Here is a 23,736-nt window from a genome sequence, read left to right as displayed (position 1 = left end):
TCCCCGACTGCCGCCCAACCGTGCAGCCTTCCTAACCGCACGCCTTACATCACGTAGAATGAACTCATTATGGCCAAAAGCACCGATTCAGACGCATCCCAGAGCGCCCGCAAAGGCGTCTTTTCCCGCAAGCCGAAGGGGGAAAAGAAGCCCAAGAAGGAAGGGCGCATGAAGCAGATTGCCCAGGTCTTCAAGATGACCCGGCGCAATGACCCCAACGTCGTATGGCTGATGCTCGGCGCGTTCCTCGGCATCATCGCCGTGGGCCTGCTGATCGGCTTCCTGATCGACAACTGGATCACGATGCTCATCATCGCCATCCCGCTCGGCCTGCTCGCGGCAGTGTTCATCCTGTCCCGCCGTGCAGAGCGGGCGGCATTCACGCAGATTGAAGGCCAGCCGGGAGCCTCCGGCGCCGCCCTGAGCGTGCTGCGCCGCGGCTGGATCCTTGAGGAACAGCCCGTCGCCGTGAACCCCCGCACCCAGGAAGCCGTGTTCCGGGCCATCGGCCGTCCCGGCATCGTCCTGGTCACCGAAGGCTCGCCCGCCCGCGCCAAGGCACTTGCCGACGGCGAACGCCGGCGGATGAACCGGATCGTCCCCAAGGTTCCGATCACAGTCATCCAGACCGGCCGCGGCGAAGGCCAGGTTCCGCTGTCCAAGGTGGCCACCACAGCCAAGAAGCTTCCCAAGGCACTGACCAAGCAGGAAGTCGCGACCGTCAACAAGCGACTCTCCGCGCTTGGCACCCGGCTGCCGATCCCCAAGGGCATCGACCCCTACCGTGCCCGTCCGGACCGCAAGGCAACCCGCGGACGCTAGCCGATTCTCCACCAAAAGGGCCCCTTTACCGGGGGCCCTTTTGTTTTGGCCTTAGCTCCCTTCCGGCAGCAGGGCGTTCGCGTCCTCGAGCCGGGCCAGCAGGTCGCGTTCTTCCGCCGGGGTGAGTCCCGCGCCGCGCGGACGTCCGACGCCGGCGGCTTCCTCCCAGGCGAGGGTGTCCTTGAGCGTCTGCCGCAGCGGCCGGAGGCGTAGTCCGGCGGAACGCGCCCGTGCATTGGACCGGGCGTTCATGCCGTGCCAGTCCGGGTCTTCCAACCAGAGCGGCAGCGACCGGGGGCCGGACCACTCGTTCACGCCCTGCTCACGGAGCCATTGCGGCGCTGCCGGGACGGTGATCCGCGGAGGGGCCGGGTCCGCTACCCGTGAGTTCCGTGCAGGTGGCTCCCCGGCTCCTGCTGCCGCCGCTGCCTCGGCCAGGTGCTCCGTGAACGGCGCTGTCTCCCCCACGGCGTTGAACACTCCGGCGGTCCGCTGCTCAGCCACCCGCACGAGCCATTGCGCCAGGTCCCGGACGTCGATGAGCTGCGTAGGGTGGTTCGGCACGTCCGGCACGAGGACAGGCCCGCCCTGGGCGAACCGCAGCGGCCAGTATCCGCTGCGCCCCGAGGTATCCCCCGGGCCGCCTATCAGCCCGGCGCGGACCAGGGCATGGGAGCCGGCACCGAAGCCTGCAGCGACGGCCTGCTCACAGGCGACCTTGGCGGGACCGTAGCTTTCCATGCTGTCCATGACGTCCGCCGCCAGGGGTGCCAGCAGCGGGGCGTCCTCCGCCTGGCCGAGTTCACGTTGACTGGCATAGACGTTGCCGGTGGAGACCAACACATAGAAGCACCCGCCGGACCTCAGGTCGCGGACGGAGCGTCGCACCTGTCCGGGCTGGCGGGAGACGTCGATGACAGCGTCCCAGTGCTCCCCTGCGGCGGCTGCGAGGCCGTCGTCGGCGTCCCGGTCCACCCGAAGGAAATCCGCTCCAGCCGGCGGCTCGCCGGAGCTTCCGCGGGCGGCGCACGTAACGTCGTGGCCTGCGGCCAGCGCGGCGGCGGCGGTCTGATGTCCAAGCCAGGCGGTTCCGCCGAGAATCAGTAGTTTCATATGCAGGAATCTGCCAGATTCCTGCAGTTCCGGGAAGCCTAGTGCTTAACCTTCACCAGCACGGTACCCAGGGCCCGGTCGTGCAGGCCCCGCTGGTCGGCGTCGAACACCACCGCCGGAATCACCAGGCACAGCAGCAGCGTGCGGACAATCGCTGCCGGAATTCCCGCCGCGCGGCCGTCCATTTTCTGCACCTGCAGGCTGAACACACGGTGCCCGATGCTGTAACCGAGCAGGCTGACGAGCAGGATCTGCTCGACGGCGAAGATCGCCAGGATGGCGAAGTCATCTCCGCCGAAGAGCCAGTAGGCAATGAGCGAAGCGATGGCCCAGTCGATCACCAAGGCACCCAGGCGGGGGCCTACGCGCGCAATGGACCCCGGGCCGGTACGCGGGCGGCCGAGGCGTTTGCCCGGCCACGTGTTCTCATCGGAGGGAGGGCCTTCCAGCCAGGAACCTATATCGCTTCTATCGACCACGGTTAAAGACTACCCGGGTGGCAGCGGCGGAAATAAACACTCCATTATCACTGTCCCCCGAGGATGCGGATAGGGTGGAAGGGAGACCATCGACTGCGTAACGTACCGGAAACACATGTGTCACCGCCGGGAAACCCGGCCCCTTTAGGGTCATGGTGAGGCGCCGGAACGTTCAAAGGGCCCGGCGCCAGCCAGGTCTTGCAGCCCGAGGTCTTCCACCCAAACAGTTGTATAGGAGTACATAAACGATGTTCAAGAACGCGGACGAAGTCCTCAGGTTCATCGCTGACGAGCAAGTGAAGTTCGTCGACATCCGATTCACCGACGTACCCGGAGTGCAGCAGCACTTCAACGTGCCGGCCAAAACCGTAGATGCCGATTTCTTCGTCAACGGTCAGCTGTTCGACGGCTCGTCCATCCGCGGCTTCCAGGGCATTGCAGAGTCCGACATGCAGCTCATCCCGGATGTCACGACGGCGTTTATTGATCCCTTCCGCATCGAGAAGACCCTGGCGCTGAACTTCTCGATCGTGAACCCCCGCACCGGCGAGCCGTACCACCGCGACCCGCGCGGCGTTGCCGAGCGTGCCGAGGCGTACCTGGCCTCCACCGGCATCGCCGATACGGCTTTCTTCGGTTCCGAGGCCGAGTTCTACATCTTCGACAACGTCCAGTACGAGTCCTCCCCCAAGGGCAGCTTCTACAAGGTGGACTCCGAGGAGGCACCCTGGAACAGCGGCCGCGAGGAAGAGGGCGGCAACCTGGGCAACAAGACCCCGTACAAGGGCGGCTACTTCCCCGTGGCACCCGTGGACAAGCAGGCCGACCTGCGCGACGCCATCAGCGTGGAGCTGGACAACGTGGGTCTCGAAGTCGAGCGTGCCCACCACGAGGTCGGCGGTGCCGGCCAGGCCGAAATCAACTACAAGTTCACCACCCTGACGCACGCGGCAGACGATCTGCAGAAGTTCAAGTACATCGTCAAGAACGTTGCCGATGCCTGGGGCAAGTCCGCCACCTTCATGCCGAAGCCGATCTTCGGTGACAACGGTTCGGGCATGCACTGCCACCAGTCGCTGTGGAACGGCGGCGTGCCGCTGTTCTACGACGAGAAGGGCTACGCCGGCCTGTCCGACCTGGCCCGCTGGTACATCGGCGGCCTGCTCAAGCACGCCTCGGCCGTGCTTGCCTTCACCAACCCGACGGTCAACTCCTACCGCCGCCTGGTCAAGGGCTTCGAAGCTCCCGTGAACATGGTCTACTCGCAGGGCAACCGTTCCGCCGCTATCCGTATCCCGATCACCGGTTCCAACCCGAAGGCCAAGCGCCTCGAGTTCCGCGCTCCGGACCCCTCCTCCAACCCTTACCTGGCGTTCTCCGCACAGCTGATGGCGGGGCTGGACGGCATCAAGAACCGCATCGAGCCGGCAGACCCGATCGACAAGGACCTCTACGAACTGCCGCCCGAAGAGGCCAAGCACATCCAGAAGGCTCCGGCCTCGCTCGAAGAGGCACTGGTTGCCCTGGAGAACGACAACGAGTTCCTTCAGGCCGGCGGCGTGTTCACCCAGGACATGATCGACAGCTGGATTTCGTACAAGCGTGAATTCGAAATCCTGCCGCTGGCACTGCGCCCGAACCCGTTCGAGTTCGAGCTGTACTACGGCGTCTAATCCGCCTCCAAGCTGCAGCCTCCAGCCGCAGCCCGGACACCCCAACCGCCTCCGCCCGTCACCGGGCGGGGGCGGTTTTGTCTTCCCTCGGGCTTGTCGGCGTCCGCAGGGTGTCCCACGGAGTGGGGCCGGCGTGACTGCTGTAACCACTTCGGGAAACATCCGTACCGTTCCGTGGGATGCTGTGCCGGCGGCCGAACCCTCTGCAGGACCTGCAGGCCCCCCGGCGGCTAGAGCGTCACGCCGTCGGGAAGTTCCGGTGCATCGAATTTCTGCCGCTCGCATTCGGCCTTGAGCTGCGGGTAGGTGTCGGCAATCAGGTCCAGGATGCGGTTCCGGACCACCAGGTACGCCTCGCCGACGCCCACCACGCCCTTGAATTCCTTGAGCTCCTCCTCGTAGGAGGTCTGCTGGTGCCGCAGGTAATTCACGGTCAGCCGGTTCAGCCGCGACGGTGCCGTGGAAAGGCTGGCCGGGGACTGCTTGCCGCGGAGACGTCCGTTGAAATGCCCGATCGCCTTGCGCTGCATGGTTTCCCACGGCTCGGGAACAATGCGCAGCTCCAGCGCTTCGGCGACGGCGACCGCTGCCTTCTTCTTCACCAGGGCACGTTCCCGTGCCGCCAGCTGCCGGTTGCGTGAGGCTTCGCGGGCCTTGGCATACTCCGGTGTGGCCTCGATGGCAACAACCCGTTCCAGGGCGTAGAGCTTCATGGGGGCTGCCTTGCGGGAAAACGGGTTCCGTGCGGTCTTGTCCGGTTCGGGCAGGAAGGTCTTGATCTGCCCGTCGGTCCAGCCCCGCTCCTTCTTCAGGTCATTGGCGATGAGCATGCCCTCGCTGTTGGCCGGCTTGGGACGCGGCGGATGGTGTTTGCCTCTGGGCACGGTGCTCCCCGGATGTAGGAATGGTGTTTTTCCATTCTAGAAGAGCACCGGTGTCCGGAAATGCAAAAACGCCGCCATTCCCGGGCGGGAACGACGGCGGAGACTTCTTCTGCGCTGTGCCTTGTGCGTTAGGCGGTTGCTTCGGCGATGACCTGGCTCGGGGCCGGTTCTGCGTTCAGCATGGCGATTTCGGCCGCCGATACTCCCCCGGCAACCAGCGCACATCCGGCGGCAATGGCCGTGACCTGTGCGGTGAATCGTGAAGTGGTGGTCCTGGTGCGCGTCACTGCAACGTGCTTCAACATATAGCTGATGCTCCCTTCGAGAGGCATGGGATGGTACTCCGGGCACAACGAATCGGTGTGCCGCAAAGCGGTGGCTTCTGTGCCGGAGTGGTGATGTTGCGGTTCGTCGCCCAAGGCGGACCGCGGATTTCAGGAGAGGCTGCGCGTGGTGCCGATACCGGCTGCGCTTATGGGGCCTTCGGATCCTGTCCGCTTTCCATTCTAGTGGTATTACCTTCTGCGCTCAAGGTGCGAGGCCCGGGATGGCAGTACGTTTGAACACATGCAAGTTGATCATCTTGACCTGTCCATTCCCGTCGGCGAGGGGACCGTATCCGCCGTTTTGTCCCGTCCCGCGGGCGCGGAGGTGACCGTCGTCGTCGCCCATGGCGCCGGCACCGGGATGGAGCACCCCTTCCTCACCGGGTTTACCGGCGCATTGAACGACGGCGGCGCGGCCACCCTGCGCTTCAACTTCCCGTACCGCGAAGCCGGGAAGAAGTTCCCGGACCGGGCTCCCGTGGCCGTCGAAACGTGGAAGGCCGTTATGGCCGCGGCGGCGGAGCGCGACGGCGGCGGGCCGGTCTGGGCGTGCGGGAAGTCATTCGGCGGCCGGATGGCGTCCATGGCGGTGGCGGAGGGCATGCCTGCGGCCGGCCTCGTGTACCTGGGCTACCCTCTGCATCCGCCCGGCAAGCCGGAGAAGCTGCGCGACGAGCATTTGTACGGTCTGGCCCTGCCAATGCTGTTCCTGCAGGGAACCCGTGACACTTTTGCCCTGCCGGGAGAACTCGAGCCGGTGGCCGAGCGGATCGGCCCGAACGCGCACGTCCAGCGCGTGGAAGGCGGCAACCACTCCTTTGAGATCCGCGGGCAGAAGCGTACGCCTGATGCCATCGGTGCCGGACTCGCTGAGCCGGTCCTGCGGTTTATCCGGGCCACGGAAGCCGGGAGGACTTGATGGCAAGCCTGCCGATGCAGCTCCTGGCGCCGTATCTGCGGCTGACTCGGAAGCCCCTGAGCGCCACTGCGGAACGCACGGAGGCAAGACTGGCGCGGCGCAAGCGGGCCGCCCTGCCTCCCCGAAGCCTGTTGCGGAAGTTCCGGGTGGAGCAGAGGAGCGTCGCGGGGTTCTCCTGCTATTCGGTGCTGCCCCGGGCCGAGGACAGCTCCGTGCCAGGAACTGCCGTCCAGGCGGTGTTGTACCTGCATGGCGGTTCGTACATCAGCCCGATCAGCGCCTGGCACTGGCGGTTCATCGCCCGCCTGGCGGCAGCGGGCCACCGGGTGGAGGTTCCGCTGTACGGGCTGGCACCGGAATCCAGCCATCGGGATGCGTCCGGACTGCTGGCGGCCGTGTACCGGAACCTGCTTGAAGACTTCGATTCCCAGAATGTGGCTTTTATGGGCGACTCAGCCGGTGGTGGACTGGCCCTGGCCTTTGCCCAGCAGCTGGCGGAATATTCACTGCCTCAGCCGCGGCGTTTGGTCCTGCTGTCCCCCTGGGTGGACGTGGCCATGGAAAATCCGGAGCTTGCCGCGGTTGAAGCGGTTGATCCGTGGCTTAGCCGTGCCGGGCTTCGGGTTGCCGCACGTGCCTGGGCGTCCGGTGATCCCCTGGCTGATCCCCGGGTCAGTCCCGTCAACGGGACAATGCCGGGGCTCCCGCCGACGGATGTGTTTGTCGGAACCCATGACCTGCCCTACCCGGATGTGCTCAGGCTGGAAAGCCGGATGAGGTCTGCCGGCATCCCTGTTTCGCTGCACATCGCTGACGGCGGGGTCCATGTTTACCCGCTGCTTCCCGTGCCTGAAGGGCGGGCCGCACGGAAGAAGATACTGGAGCTGCTGCGGTCTTGAGCCAGCAGCTCCGGTCCCGTCCCGGAGCTACGGGCTAAGGGGTGCGCTCGTAGCGCCACCCGGTTTTGTCCATCACGAGCCGGTGCCGCGCCGGCCTGGCATCACCCGAAGCACCGCCCGCGCCGTCGTACTCCTCGTCGCCCGCCCAGGCAAGGACGGTCGCGGGCTCGTATCCGGTGAGGGGGCGGGTCCGGAAGGTTTCCGGGTCGGCATCCGCGAGCCGGGCAAGGGCCGCACCGGCGGAGGCATCGGAGGTCAGGGAGTGCAGCGTGACCCAGGTCGGTGCAACCAGCTGCATCAGCCCGTTGCGGTGCCGGTCCAGAGCTTCCGCAGGCAAGAGCCACACGTGGTTGAGCAGCTCCCCGGGATTGAGGTGAATATCCCCGGCCGGAGCCTTCGCGGCAAAGAACCATGTCTGGTACCGACGGGGGATGTTTTCCGGCGGAATCCAGCAGGAAAGCGGCACCAGATCCTCAGGGTCCAGCGCGAGTCCGGTCTCTTCCGCGGTTTCACGGACTCCGGCCCGCCGGGCGGCTTCTGCTTCGGGCTCTTCTTCGACACGGTCTTCCGGGTCCACCCGGCCGCCGGGAAAGACCCAGGCACCGCCGAAGGAGCCCGCGGTCGGCCGCTCCAGCAGCAGGACCTCGGGGCCGGCGTCGGAATCCCGCAGCAGTACGACAGTGGCCGCCGTACCGGTTAGTTCGCTCATTGATAAGAGCATAACGAATACCGGCGGCGGCCACTGCGGGGGTCGAGTGGAGCGCTAGAGCACCTTGGCCAGGAAGTCCTGCAGGCGCGGGGCCTGCGGGCTGCCGAAGAGCAGGTCCGGGGTGTTCTCTTCGACGATGTGGCCGTCGGCCATGAAGATCACGCGGTCAGCCACTTCGCGGGCGAAGCCCATTTCGTGGGTGACAACGACCATGGTCATGCCTTCCCGGGCCAGGTCACGGATGACCTGGAGCACTTCGCCCACCATTTCCGGGTCGAGGGCGGAGGTGGCCTCGTCGAAGAGCATGATGTCCGGCTGCATGGCCAGCGCGCGGGCAATAGCCACACGCTGCTTCTGGCCGCCGGACAGCTGAGCCGGGCGTGCGTCAGCCTTGTCTGCCAGGCCGACCCGGTCCAGCAGTGCCAGCGCGGTCTTGCGGACCTCGGCCTTCGGCGCCTTCTTCAGCTGCACCGGAGCGAGCATGATGTTGTCCAGCACGCTCATGTGCGGGAACAGGTTGAAGTGCTGGAAGACCATGCCGATGTGCTGGCGCACCTCGTTCAGGTTCACCTTCGGATCGGTGAGGTCAAAACCGTCGACTTTCACCGTGCCGCCGGTGATGTCTTCGAGCTTGTTGAGGCAGCGAAGGAACGTGGACTTGCCGGAACCGGAGGGGCCGATCACGCAGACCACTTCGCCTTCGGCCACACTGACGTCCAGGCCCTTGAGGACCTCGTTGGATCCGTAGGACTTCCGGAGTCCGATGGTTTGGATCTTGCTCACTTGTTAAACCTCTTATCCAGGACGTCCGCCAGCTTGGTCAGCAGCGTAATCACGATGAAGTACAGGGCCGCCACGATGATCAGGACCTCCGCGGTACGGAAGTTCACCGCGTAGATCTGCTGGCCCTGGTACGTCAGCTCCGCAAAGCCGATAACCGCAAGCAGGGAGGTGTCCTTCAAGGTAATGACGAACTGGTTGATGAAGGAAGGCGTCATGATCTTGATGGCCTGGGGAATGATGACCTTCTGCATGGTCTTCCCGTAGCCCAGTCCGAGGCTGCGTGCCGCTTCCATCTGGCCGGGATCCACGGACTGGATGCCGCCGCGGACAATCTCGGTCATGTAGGCGCCGGCGTTCAGGCTCAGCGTCAGCACGCCGGCCGTAAGTACGTCCACCGGCTGGCCGATGATCTGCGGCAGGCCGAAGTAGAAGAAGAAGGCCTGGACCAGCACCGGGGTGCCGCGGAAGATGCTCACGTACACGGTGGCGATGCCGCGCAGGATCTTTGACGAGCCGACCTTCAGGAAGCCGAAGAACACGCCCAGGACGAGGGCGAAGAGCAACGACAGCGCGGTTGCCAGCAGGGTCAGGCCCATGCCCTTGGCGAAGGCCGGGCCGTTGTCCGTGATGAGGGACCAGAAGCTTGAGTCCTTGGCGCCGGCTTCCAGGTATGTATCCAGGATTTCGTCGTACTCGCCGCTTTCCTTCAGGTCGGCGAGGCCGGCGTTGAAGGCGGTGAGGAGCTCGGGGTTGGCACCCTTGTTCACGGCGAATCCGTACGAGCTGCCGGCTTCCTTTTCGGTGACGGTCTTCAGGCCGTTGCCGGAGGCCACGCCGTAGGCAAGCACGGGGTAATCATCAAACACGGCCACGGAGCCGCCGGCCTTGACGTCGTCGTACATCTGGGCGGACTGCGCGAACGCAACCACCTCAAAGCCGTACTGGTCCTTGATGGACTCGGCGAAGGTCTGCCCTTCCGTGCCGGTCTTGACCGCTACGCGCTTGCCGCGCAGGTCCTCGTACCCCTTGACGTCGTTGTTGTTCTCGGCGACGGCCATCTGGATGCCGGACTCGAAGTACGGATCCGAGAAGTCGAAGACCTGCCGGCGCTCATCCGTGATGGACATTCCGGCAATGACGCCGTCCACCTGGTTGGACTGCAGCGACTGCAGCGCCGCGTCAAAGCCGAGGGACTGGATTTCGACATTGAAGCCCTCCTCCTCGGCGATTGCGTTGAGAAGGTCCATATCGATACCGACCAGTTCGCCGTTTTCACGGAATTCGAACGGTGCGAAGGTGGTATCGGTGCCGATGACGAAGGTCTCACCCTCGACGCCGTCCGCTGCAGAGGCTCCGGCCGCAGGTATCCCCAGCAGCAAAGCCAGGGTTGCGAGGAAGGTGGTCAGCGGTACGGCCAGTTTAGCCGGGCCCTTTAAGGCCCGTTTGCCACTAAGCAAAGTAAACGTCTCCTAGCTCTATCACTGCGGCACACGCCGCAAATACCCTCATAGAGCGTACCTAGAGCAGTGGCAATGCAACGAACCGATTGGGCCGTCAGCGACGTGAGCTAGGTCCCGTATCCGTAGAAATACCGTTCGAAAACGGCCCGGGCGTGCCGGGTGAGCTTGAGATAGTCCTCCTCCAGGTCCCCGCCCTGGCCGGCGCCGTAACCGCACCAGCGGGCCACGGCGTCCAGTTCCCGGCGGGAGGACGGCAGCACATCGGGGTTCCGTCCGCCGCGGATCACATTTGCGCTTCGGACCCGGCTGGCGAGCAGCCAGGCCTGCCGGAGGGTGTCGACGTCGACGGCGGGAAGCAGGTCCGCTGCCTCGATCGCGTCCAGCGCGGGAAGTGTCGCCGTCGTCCGCAGCTCCGGCACCCGGTGTGCGTGCTGCAGCTGGAGCAGCTGGACCAGCCACTCGACGTCGCTGAGGCTGCCGCGTCCGAGTTTGAGCTGGCGGGAGGGATCCGCGCCCCGGGGCAGGCGTTCGGCTTCCACCCTGGCCTTGATCCGGCGGATTTCCCGCACGTCCTTGACCGTAACCGCATCCGGGTAGCGGACCGGATCGATCAGCGCCATGAACTCTTCGGCAAGGGCATCGCTGCCGGCCATCGGACGTGCCCGCAGCAGGGCCTGTGCCTCCCAGATCACCGACCAGCGCTCGTAGTAGCCGGCGTAGGATTCCAGGCTGCGTACCATCGGCCCCTGCCGTCCTTCGGGGCGCAGCCCGGCGTCGAGAACCAACGGGCGTTCGGCCTGGACCGCCGGGCTGCAGGGCTGCTGCAGGAAGGTGGAGATCTGGGAGACGACCTTCTCGGCCTGCGCCTGCGCTGCAGCCGGGTCGGCACCGGGCAGCGGGCGGTGCACGTACATCACGTCCGCGTCGGAACCGTAGCCGATCTCGCGTCCGCCCTGCCGCCCCATCGCGACCACCAGCAGATCGGTGAGCTTCTCGCTGCCGCCGAATACCTCGGACTCCGCCACGTGCAGGGCCCCCAGGACTGCGGCACGGTCAGCATCGGCCAGGGCACGGCCGACGTCCTGCTGGCTGAGCAGGCCCGCACTGTCGGCGATGGCAATGCGCAGCATCTCCCGCCGGCGGATCAGCCGGATCAGCCGCATCGCCTCCGCGGGATGGGGGTGGCGGGACATCTTTGACTGGATTTCCTGCCACTGCGTGTCAAACGACGCCGGCACCAGTTCCTTGTCGGAGGCCAGCCAGGACGTGGATTCCGGCGAAACCTCCAGCAGGTCGGTAATGAACCGGCTTGAGGACAGGATGGAGCACAGCCGCTCCCCCGCGGCCGACGAATCGCGCAGCATGCCCAGGTACCAGTGCGTATCGCCCAGGTTTTCGCTGAGCCGCCGGAAACCCAGCAGGCCGGCGTCGGGGTCCACGCCGTCGGCCAGCCACGCCAGCAGCACCGGGAGGAGCTGCCGCTGCAGCGCGGCACGGCGGCTGACCCCCACGGTCAGAGCCTCGATGTGGCGCATGGCCCCGCGGGGATCTGCGTAGCCGAGTGCGGCCAGGCGGGCCTGCGCGGCCTCGGGCGTCAGCCGGACCTCGTCCGCGCTGAGGTTCGCCGCGGTGCTCAGCAGCGGGCGGTAGAAGATGCTCTCATGGAGCCGCCGTACCAGTCGCTTGCGGCGCTGCCACTGCTCCCGCAGGCGTTCGGCACTGGGCCGCTCCAGCGAAAGGGATCCCGCGCTGGACTTGGCCAGGGCCCGCAGTGCGGCCTCACCCTCGGGCATCAGGTGGGTCCGGCGCATGTGGACCATTTGGATGCGGTGTTCAAGGACACGGAGGTAGCGGTAGGACTCGTCCAGTTCCCGGGCATCGGTGCGCCCGATGTACCCGGCGTCGCTGAGCGCGGCAATCGCCGCGGTAGTGGTGCGCACCCGGAGGGATTCATCGATCCGGCCGTGCACCAGCTGCAGCAGCTGGACCGTGAATTCGACGTCGCGCAGTCCGCCGCTGCCCAGCTTCAGCTGCCGCGCCTCTTCGTGGGCCGGAATATTGTCGGTGACCCTGCGGCGCATGGCCTGCACCGATTCCACGAATCCGTCCCGCTCGGAACTGCTCCAGATCAAGGGGGCGACGGCTTCTTCGTAGCGCCGGCCCAGGTCCCTGTCCCCTGCCATGGCGCGGGCCTTCAGGAGCGCCTGGAACTCCCAGCTGTGCGCCCAGCGCTGGTAGTAGTTCAGATGCGAGTCCAGCGTGCGCACCAGCGGGCCGTCCTTGCCCTCGGGGCGCAGGTTCGTATCCACCTCCCAAAGCGGGGGCTCCGGTGCCGAAGCGTTGATGGCGCGGGAAATCCCGGCGGCCAGCGCCGTGCCGATGGCGGAGGCCCGCTCTTCCGGCAGGCCGGAGGCTTCGATCACGTAGATGACGTCCACGTCGGAGATGTAGTTCAGTTCCCGCGCGCCGGCCTTGCCCATCCCGATGACGGCCAGGCGTACAGCGGAGATCTCTTCGGCCGGATAGTTTGCCGTCAGCTCCGCCCGGGAGACCGCCAGCGCAGCTTCCAGGGCCGCGCCGGCCAGGTCGGCGAGTTCGCGTCCAGCCGCAGGCAGGAAGTCAGTGGGCGACGCCGCACCAAGGTCCCGCACGGCAAGGTCCAGCAGGTGCCGGCGGTACCGGGACCGCAGCGCCACGTAGGCTTCGGTGCCCGTCAGGCCGGCCACGGGCGCTGCGCCGCTGCCCGCATGCACGGCGTCCAGCAGCGAGGCCCGCAGGGTGGGTTCATCGGTGCTGCCCGGTTCGGCGCGCAGCTCTCGGCGCAGCACTCCGACATCCCCGGGGTGCCGCATCAGGAACTCCGCCAGGGCATCGGAGGCCCCCAGGAGCCGGAACAGGGCTTCGCTCCGCTCGGCGCCGCCGTTGACCAGTTCCACCAGCTCCGGGGCACGGCCGATCAGCCGAACCAGCGACTGCAGTGCCAGGTCCGGATCCGCCGCGCAGTTGAACCCCGCGAACAGTGCGTCCTCATCGATGCCCTCAAGCTCCGAAGCCGCCAGGAACCGCGTACTTTTTTCCAGGTCGCGGAAACCCGTGGCGATCAGCCGTCGAGTCAGGCTCATCGGTGCCGGCCCTTTCCTAGAGGATGCCCAGGTTCTTCTGCAGCTCGAACCTGGTCACCTGCTGGCGGTATTCGTTCCAGTCCGCACGCTTGTTCCGCAGGAAGTTCTCGAAGACCTGCTCGCCCAGGATGTCGGCCACCAGCTCGGACTCCTCCATGACACGCACGGCGTCATGCAGGGACGCCGGCAGCGGGTCGTGGCCCATGGCCCTGCGTTCGGCGGCGCTCAGGCTCTCGATGTCGTCCTCGGCGCCGGGGGGCAGGTCATAGCCCTCTTCGATGCCCTTCAGCCCGGCCCCGAGCAGGACGGCGTAGGACAGGTACGGGTTGGCCGCGGCGTCGATGCCGCGGTATTCGATGCGTGCCGACTGGCCCTTGTTCGGCTTGTACAACGGCACCCGCACCAGCGCGGACCGGTTGTTGTGGCCCCAGGACAGGTAGCTCGGGGCTTCACCGCCGCCCCAAAGCCGCTTGTAGGAGTTCACGAACTGGTTGGTGACGGCCGTGAATTCCGGGGCGTGCCGCAGGATGCCCGCCATGAACTGGCGTGCGGTGGTAGAGAGCTGGAACTCGGCACCGGCCTGGAAGAAGGCGTTGCTGTCGCCCTCAAAGAGGGAGAAGTGGGTGTGCATGCCGGAACCGGGATGATGCGAGAAGGGTTTGGGCATGAAGCTCGCGTAGCAGTTGGTCATCAAGGCGACTTCTTTGACCACTGTGCGGAAGGTCATGATGTTGTCCGCGGTCTGCAGGGCATCGGCATAGCGCAGGTCGATCTCGTTCTGCCCCGGCCCGGCCTCGTGATGGCTGAACTCCACGGAGATGCCCACTGCTTCAAGCATGGACACGGCCGTGCGGCGGAAGTCCTGCGCCACGCCGCCCGGGACGTGGTCGAAGTAGCCGGCCTGGTCCACGGGAACGGGCTGGCCGTCTTCGCCGAGTTCATCGGACTTCAGCAGGTAGAACTCGATCTCGGGGTGGGTGTAGCAGGTGAAGCCCATGTCCGCGGCCTTCGCCAGCTGGCGCTTGAGCACGTTCCGCGGGTCGGCAGCCGACGGCTGGCCGTCCGGGGTGAGGATGTCGCAGAACATCCGCGAGGTCTGCTCCTCGTCGCCGCGCCAGGGCAGGATCTGGAAGGTGGAGGGGTCGGGCTGGGCCAGCAGGTCCGACTCGAAGATCCGGGCCAGGCCCTCGACCGAGGAACCGTCAAAGCCCAGGCCTTCCTCGAAGGCGCCTTCCACTTCCGCCGGCGCCAGCGCCACGGACTTCAGCTGGCCGACGACGTCGGTAAACCACAACCGCACAAACCGGACATCGCGCTCCTCGATGGTGCGCAGAACGAATTCCTGCTGGCGGTTCATCCTTACCTTCTTTCCTCTACACGGCTCAGAGACATGTGAAACCTTCTTCACTCTACCTACGTGTGCAGGATTTGGTCGGCAGCCCGCGGGTATCCCCCGCAACGAATCCGCCGGGCGGGTCCCCGCGGTGCGTTGTTTAGTAGGCTCGAAGCATGACCAGTGCCGAACAGCCCTCCCCGTACGCCGCCAATCCCGCGGACCCCTCCGTTCCTGAAGCTCCGGCGCTGAAGAAAATCCGCATCTCGCACCTGCAGCAGTTGAAGGACAACGGCGGCCGGTTCGCCATGCTGACCGCTTATGACCAGTACGCCGCCGGCATTTTCGACGAAGCCGGCATCGAGGTGCTGCTGGTGGGCGATTCGGCCGCGAACAACGTGATGGGCCACGCCACCACCCTGCCGATCACCATGGACGAGATGATCGTCTTCGCCCGGTCCGTCACGGCCGGAGCCAGCCACTCGCTGGTGGTCTGCGACCTTCCGTTCGGTTCCTATGAGGTTTCCCCCGCCCAGGCCATCGAGTCTTCGGTGCGGCTCATGAAGGAAGGCCTGGTCCATGCGGTGAAGATGGAAGGCGGGCGGCATTACGTCGACCATGTCCGTGCCATGACGGCGGCAGGCATTCCGGTCATGGCGCATGTGGGCTTCACTCCGCAGGCCGAGCACGCGCTCGGCGGCTACAAGGTGCAGGGCCGCGGCGATGCGGGAGCCGCAGTGGTGCAGGACGCCGTCGCCCTCGCAGAGGCCGGGGCGTTCTGCGTGTTGATGGAAATGGTGCCCGCCGACGTCGCCGCGGAGGTCGACGCCGCGGTGAGGGTACCGACCATCGGGATCGGCGCCGGCAACGCCACCACCGGGCAGGTGCTGGTCTGGCAGGACATGGCCGGCCTGCGCGGCGGGAAGCAGCCGCGTTTCGTCAAGGCGTTCGCGGACCTGCGCACCGAGCTGTCCCGGGCGGCGAAGGAATACGCCGCCGAGGTACGCAGCGGTTCCTTCCCCGGCCCGGAACACAGCTTCTAGGGGCACAGCTTCTAAGAGATGCTGCGCCTAGGGAAAACAGCCCCTAGGGAAAACAGCCCCTAGGCGGCGCAGCTCCTAGTCTTCGTCGGCGTCCCAGGCCTTGTTCCGTGCCTGCACCTTCTGCAGCGCGAGCTCGGCTTCCTCGCGGGTGGGGTACGGTCCCAGCAGCTTTGTCCAGTCCGACTGCGGGCCCTCCTCCACCTCGTGGGTCACTACGTTGAACCAGTAATCGGCCATGGGGTCCTCCTGTTGACGTGCCTTGGTACTTGCTTATGCCTTGCGTATCCCGTGCGTGTGCTTTGTGCGTAGATCGGACCTGCCCTGCCGGCCGTCTCGTCCCAGCGTCGGGCACGCTGGCGATAAGATCGATGGTATGCCCCAGAAACTTGCCACTGCACCTGCTGGACACCTGACACCGGGGAGCGTGAGCCCCCGGCTCCGGGTTCCGGCGTCGATCCCCCGCCCCGAATACGTGGACAGGGAAGCCCCCGCACCGTTCACCGGGTCCGAGGTCAAGTCCGCGGAAACCATCGAGAAGATCCGGATCGCCAGCCGGATTGCCGCGCAGGCCATCGTTGAGGTCGGCCGGCACATCGCTCCCGGCGTCACCACCGACGAGCTGGACCGGATCGGCCACCAGTTCCTGCTGGACTCCAATGCCTACCCCTCCACGCTGGGCTACCGCGGATTCCCGAAGTCCCTGTGCTCCTCCGTGAACGAGGTCATCTGCCACGGCATTCCGGACACCACGGTGCTGCAGGACGGCGACATCATCAACATCGATATCACCGCCTACATCAACGGCGTCCACGGCGACACCAACTGGACCTTCCTCGTCGGAGACGTCGACGACGAGTCCCGGCTGCTGGTGGAGCGTACCCAGGAATCCCTGCGCCGGGCCATCAAGTCCGTCGCCCCGGGCCGGGAAATCAATGTCATCGGCCGTACCATCGAGTCCTACGCCAAGCGTTTCGGCTACGGTGTTGTCCGTGACTTCACCGGCCACGGCGTCGGCGAAGCCTTCCACACCGGCCTGATCATTCCGCATTACGACGCCGCGCCCGCCTACAGCAGGCTGATGGAACCGGGAATGGTGTTTACGATTGAACCTATGCTCACTCTCGGCACCATCGAGTGGGACATGTGGGATGACAACTGGACAGTCCTCACCAAGGACCGCAAACGCACCGCGCAGTTCGAGCACACCTTGCTCGTCACTGATGACGGCGCCGAAGTTCTGACCCTTCCCTGATCCGCCGACCCGAGCTCAGAACTACTACTGGAGAACCATGGCCAAGAAGCATAAGTCCGACAAGCACGTCGACGCCGTCATTGGAATTGATATCGGGGGCACGGGCATCAAGGGCGGCATCGTCGACCTGTCCAAGGGCAAGCTGATTGGCGATCGTTTCCGCATTCCCACCCCGCAGCCTGCGACACCCGAGGCCGTGGCCGGAGTGGTGAGCCAGATCGTCGAGGAGCTGTCCTCCCGTCCCGGCGGCCCCGGCCCGGACGTCCCGGTGGGCGTCACCTTCCCGGCCATCATCCAGCACGGCATTGCCCGTTCCGCGGCAAACGTGGATAAGAGCTGGATAGACACCGACGTCGACACACTGCTCACCAAGGCCCTCGGCCGCGACGTGCAGGTCATGAACGACGCCGACGCAGCGGGACTCGCGGAGGCCCGCTACGGTGCAGGCCGTGAAGTGGACGGCACCGTCCTCGTGATCACCTTGGGCACCGGAATCGGTTCGGCCCTGATCTACAAGGGCATGCTGGTTCCCAACGCCGAGCTCGGCCACCTGGAAATCGACGGGCACGACGCCGAAACGAAGGCTTCCGCCTCCGCCCGGGAACGCGACGGGATCGGCTGGGAAGAGTACGCCCAGCGGCTGCAGCGCTACTTCTCGCATGTGGAGTTCCTCTTCTCCCCCGACCTGTTCGTGATCGGCGGCGGCATCTCCAAGCGCAGCGAGGACTTCCTGCCGATGCTCGAACTGCGGACTCCGATGGTCACGGCCAACCTCAAGAACAACGCCGGCATTGTCGGCGCCGCGCTGCAGGCAGCCATGCACTTCAAATACATCAAGTAGCAGTTACACCAAAAAGCGGCGGAAGGGTTCCTTCCGCCGCTTTTGCTATGCCTGGATCCATTTACTGCGCAGGCTCTTTTACTGCGAGGGCTCTTTCTTGCTGCGAAGGGCCTTTTACTGCGCGGTGAGCGGGCGCTGGGCACCGCTCGGGACTCGTCCCGAATTTTCCCCGGCCTCGGTCCGCAGCTTCTCGATGGCGGTCTCGAAGTCCTCGAGGGAGTCGAAGGACTGGTAGACGCTGGCAAAACGCAGGTACGCCACCTGGTCCAGCTTCTGCAGCGGAGTGAGGATGGCCAGCCCCACCTCGTGGGCATCGATCTCTGCTACCCCGCTGGCCCGGATGGATTCCTCCACTTCCTGGGCCAGCATGGCGAGGTCGTCTTCGCTCACGGGCCGGCCCTGGCAGGCTTTGCGCACGCCGTTGATCACCTTGCTGCGGCTGAAGGGCTCGCCGACCCCGGAGCGCTTGATGACGCTCAGGCTGGTGGTTTCCACTGTGGAGAAACGGCGCCCGCACTGCGGGCACTGCCGGCGCCGGCGGATCGCAGAGCCGTCGTCGGCCAGGCGGCTGTCCACGACGCGGGAATCAGCGTTGCGGCAAAACGGACAGTACATATCCCGTCCTTTCGCGAAGGGGCCTTATGGTGCTCTCACTATAGGGCCCGCCCTGCCGCATCACCAAGTGCATAACCACAACATGTAGTGCCGGCATTACTACATGTAGGTAGCTCCGCGTGCCGGACTGCGAAGCGAGCGGGTCCGGGGCGCGCCGGGCCCCGGGCCGGGGCCGAATCCCTCCCGTTGAGGAAAAACCCCGCGGGCTGTCGCAATCCCTGCGGTTTGTGGCAATCCCTGCTTCGCGCGGCGCAGGGATCAGCACAAACCGAAGGGATCAGGACCAACCGAAGGGAAACCACGGGCCCGGAGCGCGCAGGCGCCGGGGTTAGGCGGCTTTACTCTCCCGGCGAGCTCTGCGAGCAAGGGATTTTGTTGCAGCCGCTCCGGAGCCGAAGCGTTCCGGAGCCGAAGCGGGCCGAACCCTGGCCCGCGTGCTATTCGAAGCGGATGCTGACGGCGTCGCCGTGGGCCGGCAGGTCTTCCGCCCGCGAGAGGGCCACGATATCGGCGCTCACTTCTTCCAGCGCTTCACGGTTGTAGTTGACCACCTGGATGGCACGCATGAAGGTGGTGACGTTCAGCCCGGAGGAAAAAGCCGCCGTTCCGCCGGTGGGCAGCACGTGGTTGGAACCGGCGCAGTAATCGCCCAGGCTGACGGGACTGTAGTCCCCTACGAAAATGGCACCGGCGCTCCGGACCCGCGCTGCCACGGCCTCGGCGTCGGCCGTCTGGATTTCGAGGTGCTCGGCGGCGTAGGCGTCGCAGACGGCAATGCCCTGCTCCAGCCCGTCAACCAGGATCACCCCGGACTGGGCGCCGGAGAGAGCCGTGCGCACGCGTTCGCTGTGCTTGGTCTCCGCGACCTGGCGCCCCAGTTCCTCCCGGACCTTCCCGGCGAGCTGCTCCGACGCAGTGACCAGGACGGATCCGGCATTGGGATCATGTTCGGCCTGGCTGACCAGGTCCGCAGCGACCAGCCGGGCATCGGCCGTCTCGTCCGCCAGGACCATGATCTCGGTGGGACCCGCCTCGGAATCAATGCCGACCACGCCCTTGACCAGGCGCTTGGCAGTCGCCACGAAAACGTTGCCGGGTCCGGTCACCACGTCTACGGGCAGGACGGCGGCATTGGCGTCGTCCGCAGGAACACCGTAGGCAAACGCGGCAATGGCCTGGGCACCGCCCACAGCGTAGACCTCGTCAATACCCAGCAGCTTGGCGGCGGCAAGGATGGTGGGGTGCGGCAGTCCGCCGAATTCCTTCTGCGGCGGAGAGGCCAGGGCCAGGGAAGCGACGCCTGCCTCCTGGGCAGGCACCACGTTCATGACCACGGAAGACGGATATACCGCCAGTCCGCCCGGAACATAAAGCCCCACACGGGAGACGGGTATCCATTTATGCGTCAGGACCGCACCGGGACGGATTTCCACCTCGGCATCGGCAGGGCGCTGGGCCCGGGCAAAGATCCGGGTCCGCTGGATAGCTGTTTCCAGGGCGGCCCGCACGGAGGGGTCCAACTGCTCGAGCGCCGAGTCGAGCGCGGCCGCCGGCACCCGGACCTCGTGCTGGTCCACGCCGTCGAAGCGCTGGGCCAGTTCCGTCAATGCGGTAAAGCCCCGCGTACGGACATCGGTAATGATGGCGGAGACGGCGTCCGAAGCCGCGTCGAACGTGGTTTCGGCCCGCGGCATGGCAGCCTTCAGCTCAGCGGGACTGAGATGCTGCCCGCGCAGGTCAATTGTGCGGAAGGAATCAAAGGCTGCTGCGGGGCTGGATGAATTCACACCATCATTCTACCCAGCACCGTTCACGGCCTGCGGCGAATATGTCGCCGGACGCAGCAATGACGCCGGGCGCCCGGCCGGGCCTAGCCGTCCAGGCAGGCCGGGCCGAGCAGCACCTTCAGGTCACCGAACAGCGACGGAGTGGGGTTCACCCGCATGTCCACGCCCAGCTTCATTACTTCCACCGTGCGGGAGCCGTTGAGCCGGATCTGCACCTCGGAGGTACCCGGGTGCGTCCGCAGCACGTCGCCGAGCTGGGAGACCACGGTCTCGGTGGCCTTGTAGGTGGCCATGGAAATCACCACAGGCCCGGAATGACCCTCGCTGAGGTCGGGGACCGTGAGTTCCTGCGCGTTCAGCGTGACGGCGCCGTCGTCGCGCCGCTGCAGCCGGCCGCGGACCACCACAATCAGGTCCTCGGCCAGCACGGCGGCAATGGGACCGTAGACCTGCCCGAAGAACATCACTTCCATGGAACCGGCGAGGTCCTCGATCTCGCAGCGGGCGTACGCATTGCCGCTGTTCTTGGCAATACGCCGCTGGAGCGAGGTGATCATGCCCGCGATGGTGACGATCGCGCCGTCGGGCGGGCCTTCCTCTCCGACAATGTTGGTGATCGACGAGTCGGCGTGCTGGCTGAGGATGCCCTCCAGGCCCTGCAGCGGGTGGTCCGAGACGTAGAGGCCGAGCATGTCGCGTTCGAAGGACAGCTTGTCCTTCTTCTCCCACTCCGGAAGGTCCGGAATATCGATGCTGATCGAGTCCTCCGGTTCCTGGTCGGAAATGGCGGCGAAGAGGTCGAACTGCCCCACGGCCTCGTTGCGTTTGAGCACCACCACGGAGTCGATCGCTTCTTCGTGGATCATCGCCAGCGGACGCCGGGCATGGCCCATCGAGTCGAAGGCACCCGCCTTGATCAGGGACTCGATGGTGCGCTTGTTGCAGACCACCGCCGGAACCTTCATCAGGAAGTCCTTGAAGTTGGTGTACGCGCCCTTCTCCTCACGGGCGGCGACCATGGCCTGCACCACGTTGGCACCGACGTTGCGGATGGCGCCCATGCCGAAGCGGATGTCCTTGCCGACAGGGGTGAAGTTCACCGAGGATTCGTTCACGTCCGGCGGCAGGACCGTGATGCCCATCTTGCGGCACTCGTTCAGGTACAGCGCCAGCTTGTCCTTGTCATCGCCCACGGAGGTGAGCAGGGCCGCCATGTACTCGGCCGGATACTGGGCCTTCAGGTAGGCGGTCCAGTAGGAGACGACGCCGTAGGCCGCGGAGTGCGCCTTGTTGAAGGCGTAATCGGAGAATGGGAGCAGGATGTCCCAGAGCGCCTTGATGGCCGCTTCGGAGTAGCCGCGGTCCACCATGCCCTGGTGGAAACCGGCGTACTGCTTATCCAGCTCCGATTTCTTCTTCTTACCCATGGCACGGCGGAGAATATCTGCCTGGCCCAGGCTGAAGCCTGCCACCTTCTGGGCGATGGCCATAACCTGCTCCTGATACACAATCAGGCCGTAGGTGGTGTTCAGGATTTCCGCGAGCGGTTCCTCGAGCTCCGGGTGGATCGGGGTGATTTCCTGCTGGCCGGTCTTGCGCAGGGCGTAGTTCGTGTGTGAGTTCGCGCCCATGGGGCCCGGGCGGTACAGGGCGATGACAGCGGAGATATCTTCAAAGTTATCCGGACGCATGCTCTTGAGCAGCGACCGCATTGGCCCGCCGTCGAGCTGGAACACACCCAGCGTGTCACCGCTGGCAAGGAGGTCGTAGGCTTCCTTCAAATCCAGCGGCAGGTCTTCCAGGACCAGGTCCTCGCCGCGGTTGTTCTTGATGTTCTCCACCGCGTCGGAGACGATCGTCAGGTTTCGAAGGCCGAGGAAGTCCATCTTGATGAGCCCCAGGCCTTCGCAGGTGGGGTAATCGAACTGCGTGATCACCTGCCCGTCCTGTTCGCGGCGCATGATCGGGATGATGTCGATCAGCGGATCGGAGGACATGATCACGCCGGCGGCATGCACGCCCCACTGGCGCTTAAGGCCTTCAAGGCCCAGCGCGGTATCGAACACACGCTGGGAATCGGGGTCGGTGCGCAGCAGTTCGCGCAGCTCCTCGGCCTCGCCGTAGCGCTTGGCTTCCTTGTTGTGCACGTCGGCCAGGGACAGGCCTTTGCCCATCACGTCCGGCGGCATCGCCTTGGTAAGGCGTTCTCCGACCGAGAAGGGATAGCCCATCACGCGGGAGGAGTCCTTCAGGGCCTGCTTGGCTTTGATGGTGCCGTAGGTGACGATCATGGCAACGCGCTCGTCGCCGTACTTCTCTGTGACGTAGTGGATCACTTCGGAGCGGCGCCGATCATCGAAGTCGACGTCGAAGTCAGGCATGGAGACGCGGTCCGGGTTCAGGAAGCGCTCGAAGATCAGACCGTGCTGCAGCGGGTCCAGGTCGGTGATGCCCATCGCGTAGGCGGCCATTGAGCCGGCACCGGAGCCGCGGCCGGGGCCGACGCGGATTCCGTTTTCCTTGGCCCAGTTGATGAAGTCGGCCACCACGAGGAAGTAGCCCGGGAAGCCCATCTGGGCGATGATGCCCACTTCGTAGTCGGCGCGCTTGCGCACGGCGTCGCTGATCCCGTTCGGGTAGCGGCGATGCAGTCCGGCTTCGACTTCCTTGACGAACCAGGACTCCTCGTTCTCACCCTCCGGAGTCGGGAAGCGCGGCATGTAGTTGGCTTTGGTGTTGAATTCGACGTCGCAGCGCTCGGCGATGAGCAGGGTGTTGTCGCAGGCATCCGGATGGTCGCGGAAAATGGCCCGCATTTCGTCCGGGGACTTGAGGTAGAACTCGTCGGCGTCGAACTTGAAGCGCTTGGGGTCGGCCAGCGAGGAGCCGGACTGCACGCACAGCAGCGCCGCATGCGCGGAGGCGTCTTCGGCGTGGGTGTAGTGCAGGTCATTGGTGGCCACCAGGGGCAGCTGCAGCTCGCGGGCCAGTTTGATCAGGTCCGCCTGCACGTTGCGCTCGATGTCCAGCCCGTGGTCCATCAGCTCGCAGAAGAAGTTTTCCCGTCCGAAGATGTCGCGGAAGTCCGAGGCCGCCTGGACGGCTTCCCGGTACAGCCCCAGGCGCAGCTTGGTCTGGACTTCGCCGGAGGGGCAGCCGGTGGTGGCGATCAGCCCCTTGCCGTAGGTCTGCAGCAGGTCCCGGTCCATGCGGGGCTTGTAGAGGTAGCCTTCCAGCGAGGCCAGGGAGGACATCCGGAAGAGGTTGTGCATGCCCTCGGTGTTCTCGGCCCACATGGTCATGTGGGTGTAGGCACCGGCACCGGAAACGTCGTTCCTGCCGCCGTCGCCCCACTTCACGCGGGTCTTGTCCCTGCGCGCCGTACCGGGCGTCAGGTAGGCTTCCACACCGATGATCGGCTTGATGCCGGCACCGCGGGCCTTGTTCCAGAAGTCGAAGGCGCCGAACACGAAACCGTGGTCGGTGGTTGCCAGGGCGTTCATGCCCAGCTCGTCGGCGTGGCTGAACAGATCCGTCAGCCGGGCAGCCCCGTCGAGCATCGAATATTCGGTGTGGTTGTGAAGATGGACAAACGATTTCGACGTACTAGTTGCAGAAGCCACCTGTACATTCTAGGCCCCGGCCCGCGGCGCGTCGGACGCCGCCGCGCCGGGCC

Annotated in this window: 20 protein-coding genes; 7 read left to right on the top strand and 13 right to left on the bottom strand. The window is 65.6% G+C overall.

Translation table 11 applies throughout. The features are described 5' to 3' along the window. Positions 1 to 69 precede the first annotated feature (69 nt). Positions 70 to 822 carry a DUF4191 domain-containing protein gene (locus tag NNX34_RS07185; protein WP_255765839.1) on the top strand — a complete coding sequence of 251 codons (753 nt, stop codon included), beginning with the start codon at positions 70 to 72 and terminating at the stop codon, positions 820 to 822. A gap of 51 nt (positions 823 to 873) precedes the next feature. Here NNX34_RS07185 and NNX34_RS07180 read toward each other — a convergent pair whose 3' ends face one another. Continuing rightward, positions 874 to 1,935, bottom strand: a complete 1,062-nt coding sequence (locus tag NNX34_RS07180; RefSeq protein ID WP_255765838.1) for an NAD-dependent epimerase/dehydratase family protein — start codon at positions 1,933 to 1,935, stop codon at positions 874 to 876. A gap of 38 nt (positions 1,936 to 1,973) precedes the next feature. Next, entirely contained in the window at positions 1,974 to 2,414 is a 441-nt protein-coding gene (locus NNX34_RS07175; RefSeq protein ID WP_255765837.1) for an RDD family protein, read from the bottom strand. 248 nt (positions 2,415 to 2,662) lie between these two features. Here NNX34_RS07175 and glnA point away from each other — a divergent pair, with 248 nt between their 5' ends. Next, a complete protein-coding gene (gene glnA / locus NNX34_RS07170; RefSeq protein ID WP_229952279.1) occupies positions 2,663 to 4,087 on the top strand; it encodes a type I glutamate--ammonia ligase in 1,425 nt (474 codons plus the stop codon). Between the two features lie 230 nt (positions 4,088 to 4,317). Here the strand turns inward: glnA and NNX34_RS07165 are convergent, their stop codons facing one another. Together NNX34_RS07165 and NNX34_RS07160 are read right to left on the bottom strand one after the other, a co-directional pair. After that, entirely contained in the window at positions 4,318 to 4,971 is a 654-nt protein-coding gene (locus tag NNX34_RS07165; RefSeq protein WP_255765836.1) for a hypothetical protein, read from the bottom strand. A gap of 128 nt (positions 4,972 to 5,099) precedes the next feature. Next, positions 5,100 to 5,276 carry a hypothetical protein gene (locus tag NNX34_RS07160; protein ID WP_255765835.1) on the bottom strand — a complete coding sequence of 59 codons (177 nt, stop codon included), beginning with the start codon at positions 5,274 to 5,276 and terminating at the stop codon, positions 5,100 to 5,102. Positions 5,277 to 5,538: 262 nt separating this feature from the next. Here NNX34_RS07160 and NNX34_RS07155 point away from each other — a divergent pair, with 262 nt between their 5' ends. Both NNX34_RS07155 and NNX34_RS07150 read left to right on the top strand, forming a co-directional pair. Further along, positions 5,539 to 6,216: an alpha/beta family hydrolase gene (locus NNX34_RS07155; RefSeq protein WP_255765834.1), complete on the top strand. Its 678-nt coding sequence runs from the start codon at positions 5,539 to 5,541 to the stop codon at positions 6,214 to 6,216. After that, complete coding sequence (locus tag NNX34_RS07150; protein WP_255765833.1) at positions 6,216 to 7,115, top strand: alpha/beta hydrolase fold domain-containing protein; 900 nt, start codon at positions 6,216 to 6,218, stop codon at positions 7,113 to 7,115. Before NNX34_RS07155 ends, NNX34_RS07150 begins: the two co-directional genes overlap by 1 nt. 34 nt (positions 7,116 to 7,149) lie before the next feature. Here the strand turns inward: NNX34_RS07150 and NNX34_RS07145 are convergent, their stop codons facing one another. From NNX34_RS07145 to NNX34_RS07125, 5 genes are all read right to left on the bottom strand, one after another. Beyond that, on the bottom strand, positions 7,150 to 7,824 hold the full coding sequence (locus tag NNX34_RS07145; RefSeq protein WP_255765832.1) for an NUDIX hydrolase: 675 nt from the start codon (positions 7,822 to 7,824) through the stop codon (positions 7,150 to 7,152). Positions 7,825 to 7,878: 54 nt separating this feature from the next. Further along, a complete protein-coding gene (locus NNX34_RS07140; protein WP_255765831.1) occupies positions 7,879 to 8,607 on the bottom strand; it encodes an amino acid ABC transporter ATP-binding protein in 729 nt (242 codons plus the stop codon). Next, positions 8,604 to 10,064: an amino acid ABC transporter substrate-binding protein/permease gene (locus NNX34_RS07135; protein WP_255765830.1), complete on the bottom strand. Its 1,461-nt coding sequence runs from the start codon at positions 10,062 to 10,064 to the stop codon at positions 8,604 to 8,606. The genes NNX34_RS07140 and NNX34_RS07135 overlap by 4 nt, the downstream gene beginning before the upstream one ends. A 110-nt stretch (positions 10,065 to 10,174) precedes the next feature. Then, positions 10,175 to 13,189 (bottom strand): bifunctional [glutamine synthetase] adenylyltransferase/[glutamine synthetase]-adenylyl-L-tyrosine phosphorylase, encoded by a 3,015-nt coding sequence (locus tag NNX34_RS07130; protein WP_255765829.1) that lies wholly within the window; start codon positions 13,187 to 13,189, stop codon positions 10,175 to 10,177. A 16-nt stretch (positions 13,190 to 13,205) separates the two neighbouring features. Beyond that, on the bottom strand, positions 13,206 to 14,546 hold the full coding sequence (locus NNX34_RS07125) for a glutamine synthetase family protein (RefSeq protein ID WP_255765828.1): 1,341 nt from the start codon (positions 14,544 to 14,546) through the stop codon (positions 13,206 to 13,208). 152 nt (positions 14,547 to 14,698) lie between these two features. Here NNX34_RS07125 and panB point away from each other — a divergent pair, with 152 nt between their 5' ends. Continuing rightward, positions 14,699 to 15,565: a 3-methyl-2-oxobutanoate hydroxymethyltransferase gene (gene panB / locus NNX34_RS07120; RefSeq protein WP_255765827.1), complete on the top strand. Its 867-nt coding sequence runs from the start codon at positions 14,699 to 14,701 to the stop codon at positions 15,563 to 15,565. Between the two features lie 75 nt (positions 15,566 to 15,640). Here the strand turns inward: panB and NNX34_RS07115 are convergent, their stop codons facing one another. Then, the gene (locus NNX34_RS07115; protein ID WP_229952289.1) at positions 15,641 to 15,802 is read right to left on the bottom strand and encodes an SPOR domain-containing protein; all 162 of its coding nucleotides are present in this window, start codon (positions 15,800 to 15,802) and stop codon (positions 15,641 to 15,643) included. A gap of 136 nt (positions 15,803 to 15,938) precedes the next feature. On the opposite strand from NNX34_RS07115, the gene map reads away from it, so the two are divergent. Then, the gene (gene map / locus NNX34_RS07110; RefSeq protein WP_255765826.1) at positions 15,939 to 16,817 is read left to right on the top strand and encodes a type I methionyl aminopeptidase; all 879 of its coding nucleotides are present in this window, start codon (positions 15,939 to 15,941) and stop codon (positions 16,815 to 16,817) included. 37 nt (positions 16,818 to 16,854) lie between these two features. After that, on the top strand, positions 16,855 to 17,658 hold the full coding sequence (gene ppgK, locus NNX34_RS07105; protein ID WP_255765825.1) for a polyphosphate--glucose phosphotransferase: 804 nt from the start codon (positions 16,855 to 16,857) through the stop codon (positions 17,656 to 17,658). Between the two features lie 114 nt (positions 17,659 to 17,772). Here the strand turns inward: ppgK and nrdR are convergent, their stop codons facing one another. The 3 genes from nrdR to dnaE form a co-directional block, all read right to left on the bottom strand. Further along, on the bottom strand, positions 17,773 to 18,273 hold the full coding sequence (gene nrdR / locus NNX34_RS07100) for a transcriptional regulator NrdR (RefSeq protein WP_255765824.1): 501 nt from the start codon (positions 18,271 to 18,273) through the stop codon (positions 17,773 to 17,775). 437 nt (positions 18,274 to 18,710) lie between these two features. Continuing rightward, positions 18,711 to 20,060 carry a histidinol dehydrogenase gene (hisD, locus tag NNX34_RS07095; RefSeq protein WP_255765823.1) on the bottom strand — a complete coding sequence of 450 codons (1,350 nt, stop codon included), beginning with the start codon at positions 20,058 to 20,060 and terminating at the stop codon, positions 18,711 to 18,713. Between the two features lie 83 nt (positions 20,061 to 20,143). Further along, entirely contained in the window at positions 20,144 to 23,683 is a 3,540-nt protein-coding gene (dnaE, locus tag NNX34_RS07090) for a DNA polymerase III subunit alpha (protein ID WP_255765822.1), read from the bottom strand. Positions 23,684 to 23,736 lie beyond the last annotated feature (53 nt).

Origin of the sequence: Arthrobacter sp. zg-Y1116 (assembly GCF_024385485.1) — a bacterium.
Lineage (GTDB): Bacteria > Actinomycetota > Actinomycetes > Actinomycetales > Micrococcaceae > Arthrobacter_B.
This window is presented reverse-complemented; position numbering and strand designations above follow the sequence as displayed.

Excerpts from the sequence above, each read along its gene's own strand:
- nrdR (WP_255765824.1), bottom strand. The coding sequence starts at position 18,273 with ATGTACTGTCCGTTTTGCCGCAACGCTGATTCCCGCGTCGTGGACAGC.
- NNX34_RS07150 (WP_255765833.1), top strand. The coding sequence starts at position 6,216 with ATGGCAAGCCTGCCGATGCAGCTCCTGGCGCCGTATCTGCGGCTGACT.
- NNX34_RS07180 (WP_255765838.1), bottom strand. The coding sequence starts at position 1,935 with ATGAAACTACTGATTCTCGGCGGAACCGCCTGGCTTGGACATCAGACC.
- panB (WP_255765827.1), top strand. The coding sequence starts at position 14,699 with ATGACCAGTGCCGAACAGCCCTCCCCGTACGCCGCCAATCCCGCGGAC.
- NNX34_RS07115 (WP_229952289.1), bottom strand. The coding sequence starts at position 15,802 with ATGGCCGATTACTGGTTCAACGTAGTGACCCACGAGGTGGAGGAGGGC.
- NNX34_RS07185 (WP_255765839.1), top strand. The coding sequence starts at position 70 with ATGGCCAAAAGCACCGATTCAGACGCATCCCAGAGCGCCCGCAAAGGC.
- NNX34_RS07160 (WP_255765835.1), bottom strand. The coding sequence starts at position 5,276 with ATGTTGAAGCACGTTGCAGTGACGCGCACCAGGACCACCACTTCACGA.
- NNX34_RS07130 (WP_255765829.1), bottom strand. The coding sequence starts at position 13,189 with ATGAGCCTGACTCGACGGCTGATCGCCACGGGTTTCCGCGACCTGGAA.
- map (WP_255765826.1), top strand. The coding sequence starts at position 15,939 with ATGCCCCAGAAACTTGCCACTGCACCTGCTGGACACCTGACACCGGGG.
- ppgK (WP_255765825.1), top strand. The coding sequence starts at position 16,855 with ATGGCCAAGAAGCATAAGTCCGACAAGCACGTCGACGCCGTCATTGGA.
- NNX34_RS07145 (WP_255765832.1), bottom strand. The coding sequence starts at position 7,824 with ATGAGCGAACTAACCGGTACGGCGGCCACTGTCGTACTGCTGCGGGAT.
- glnA (WP_229952279.1), top strand. The coding sequence starts at position 2,663 with ATGTTCAAGAACGCGGACGAAGTCCTCAGGTTCATCGCTGACGAGCAA.
- NNX34_RS07155 (WP_255765834.1), top strand. The coding sequence starts at position 5,539 with ATGCAAGTTGATCATCTTGACCTGTCCATTCCCGTCGGCGAGGGGACC.
- NNX34_RS07125 (WP_255765828.1), bottom strand. The coding sequence starts at position 14,546 with ATGAACCGCCAGCAGGAATTCGTTCTGCGCACCATCGAGGAGCGCGAT.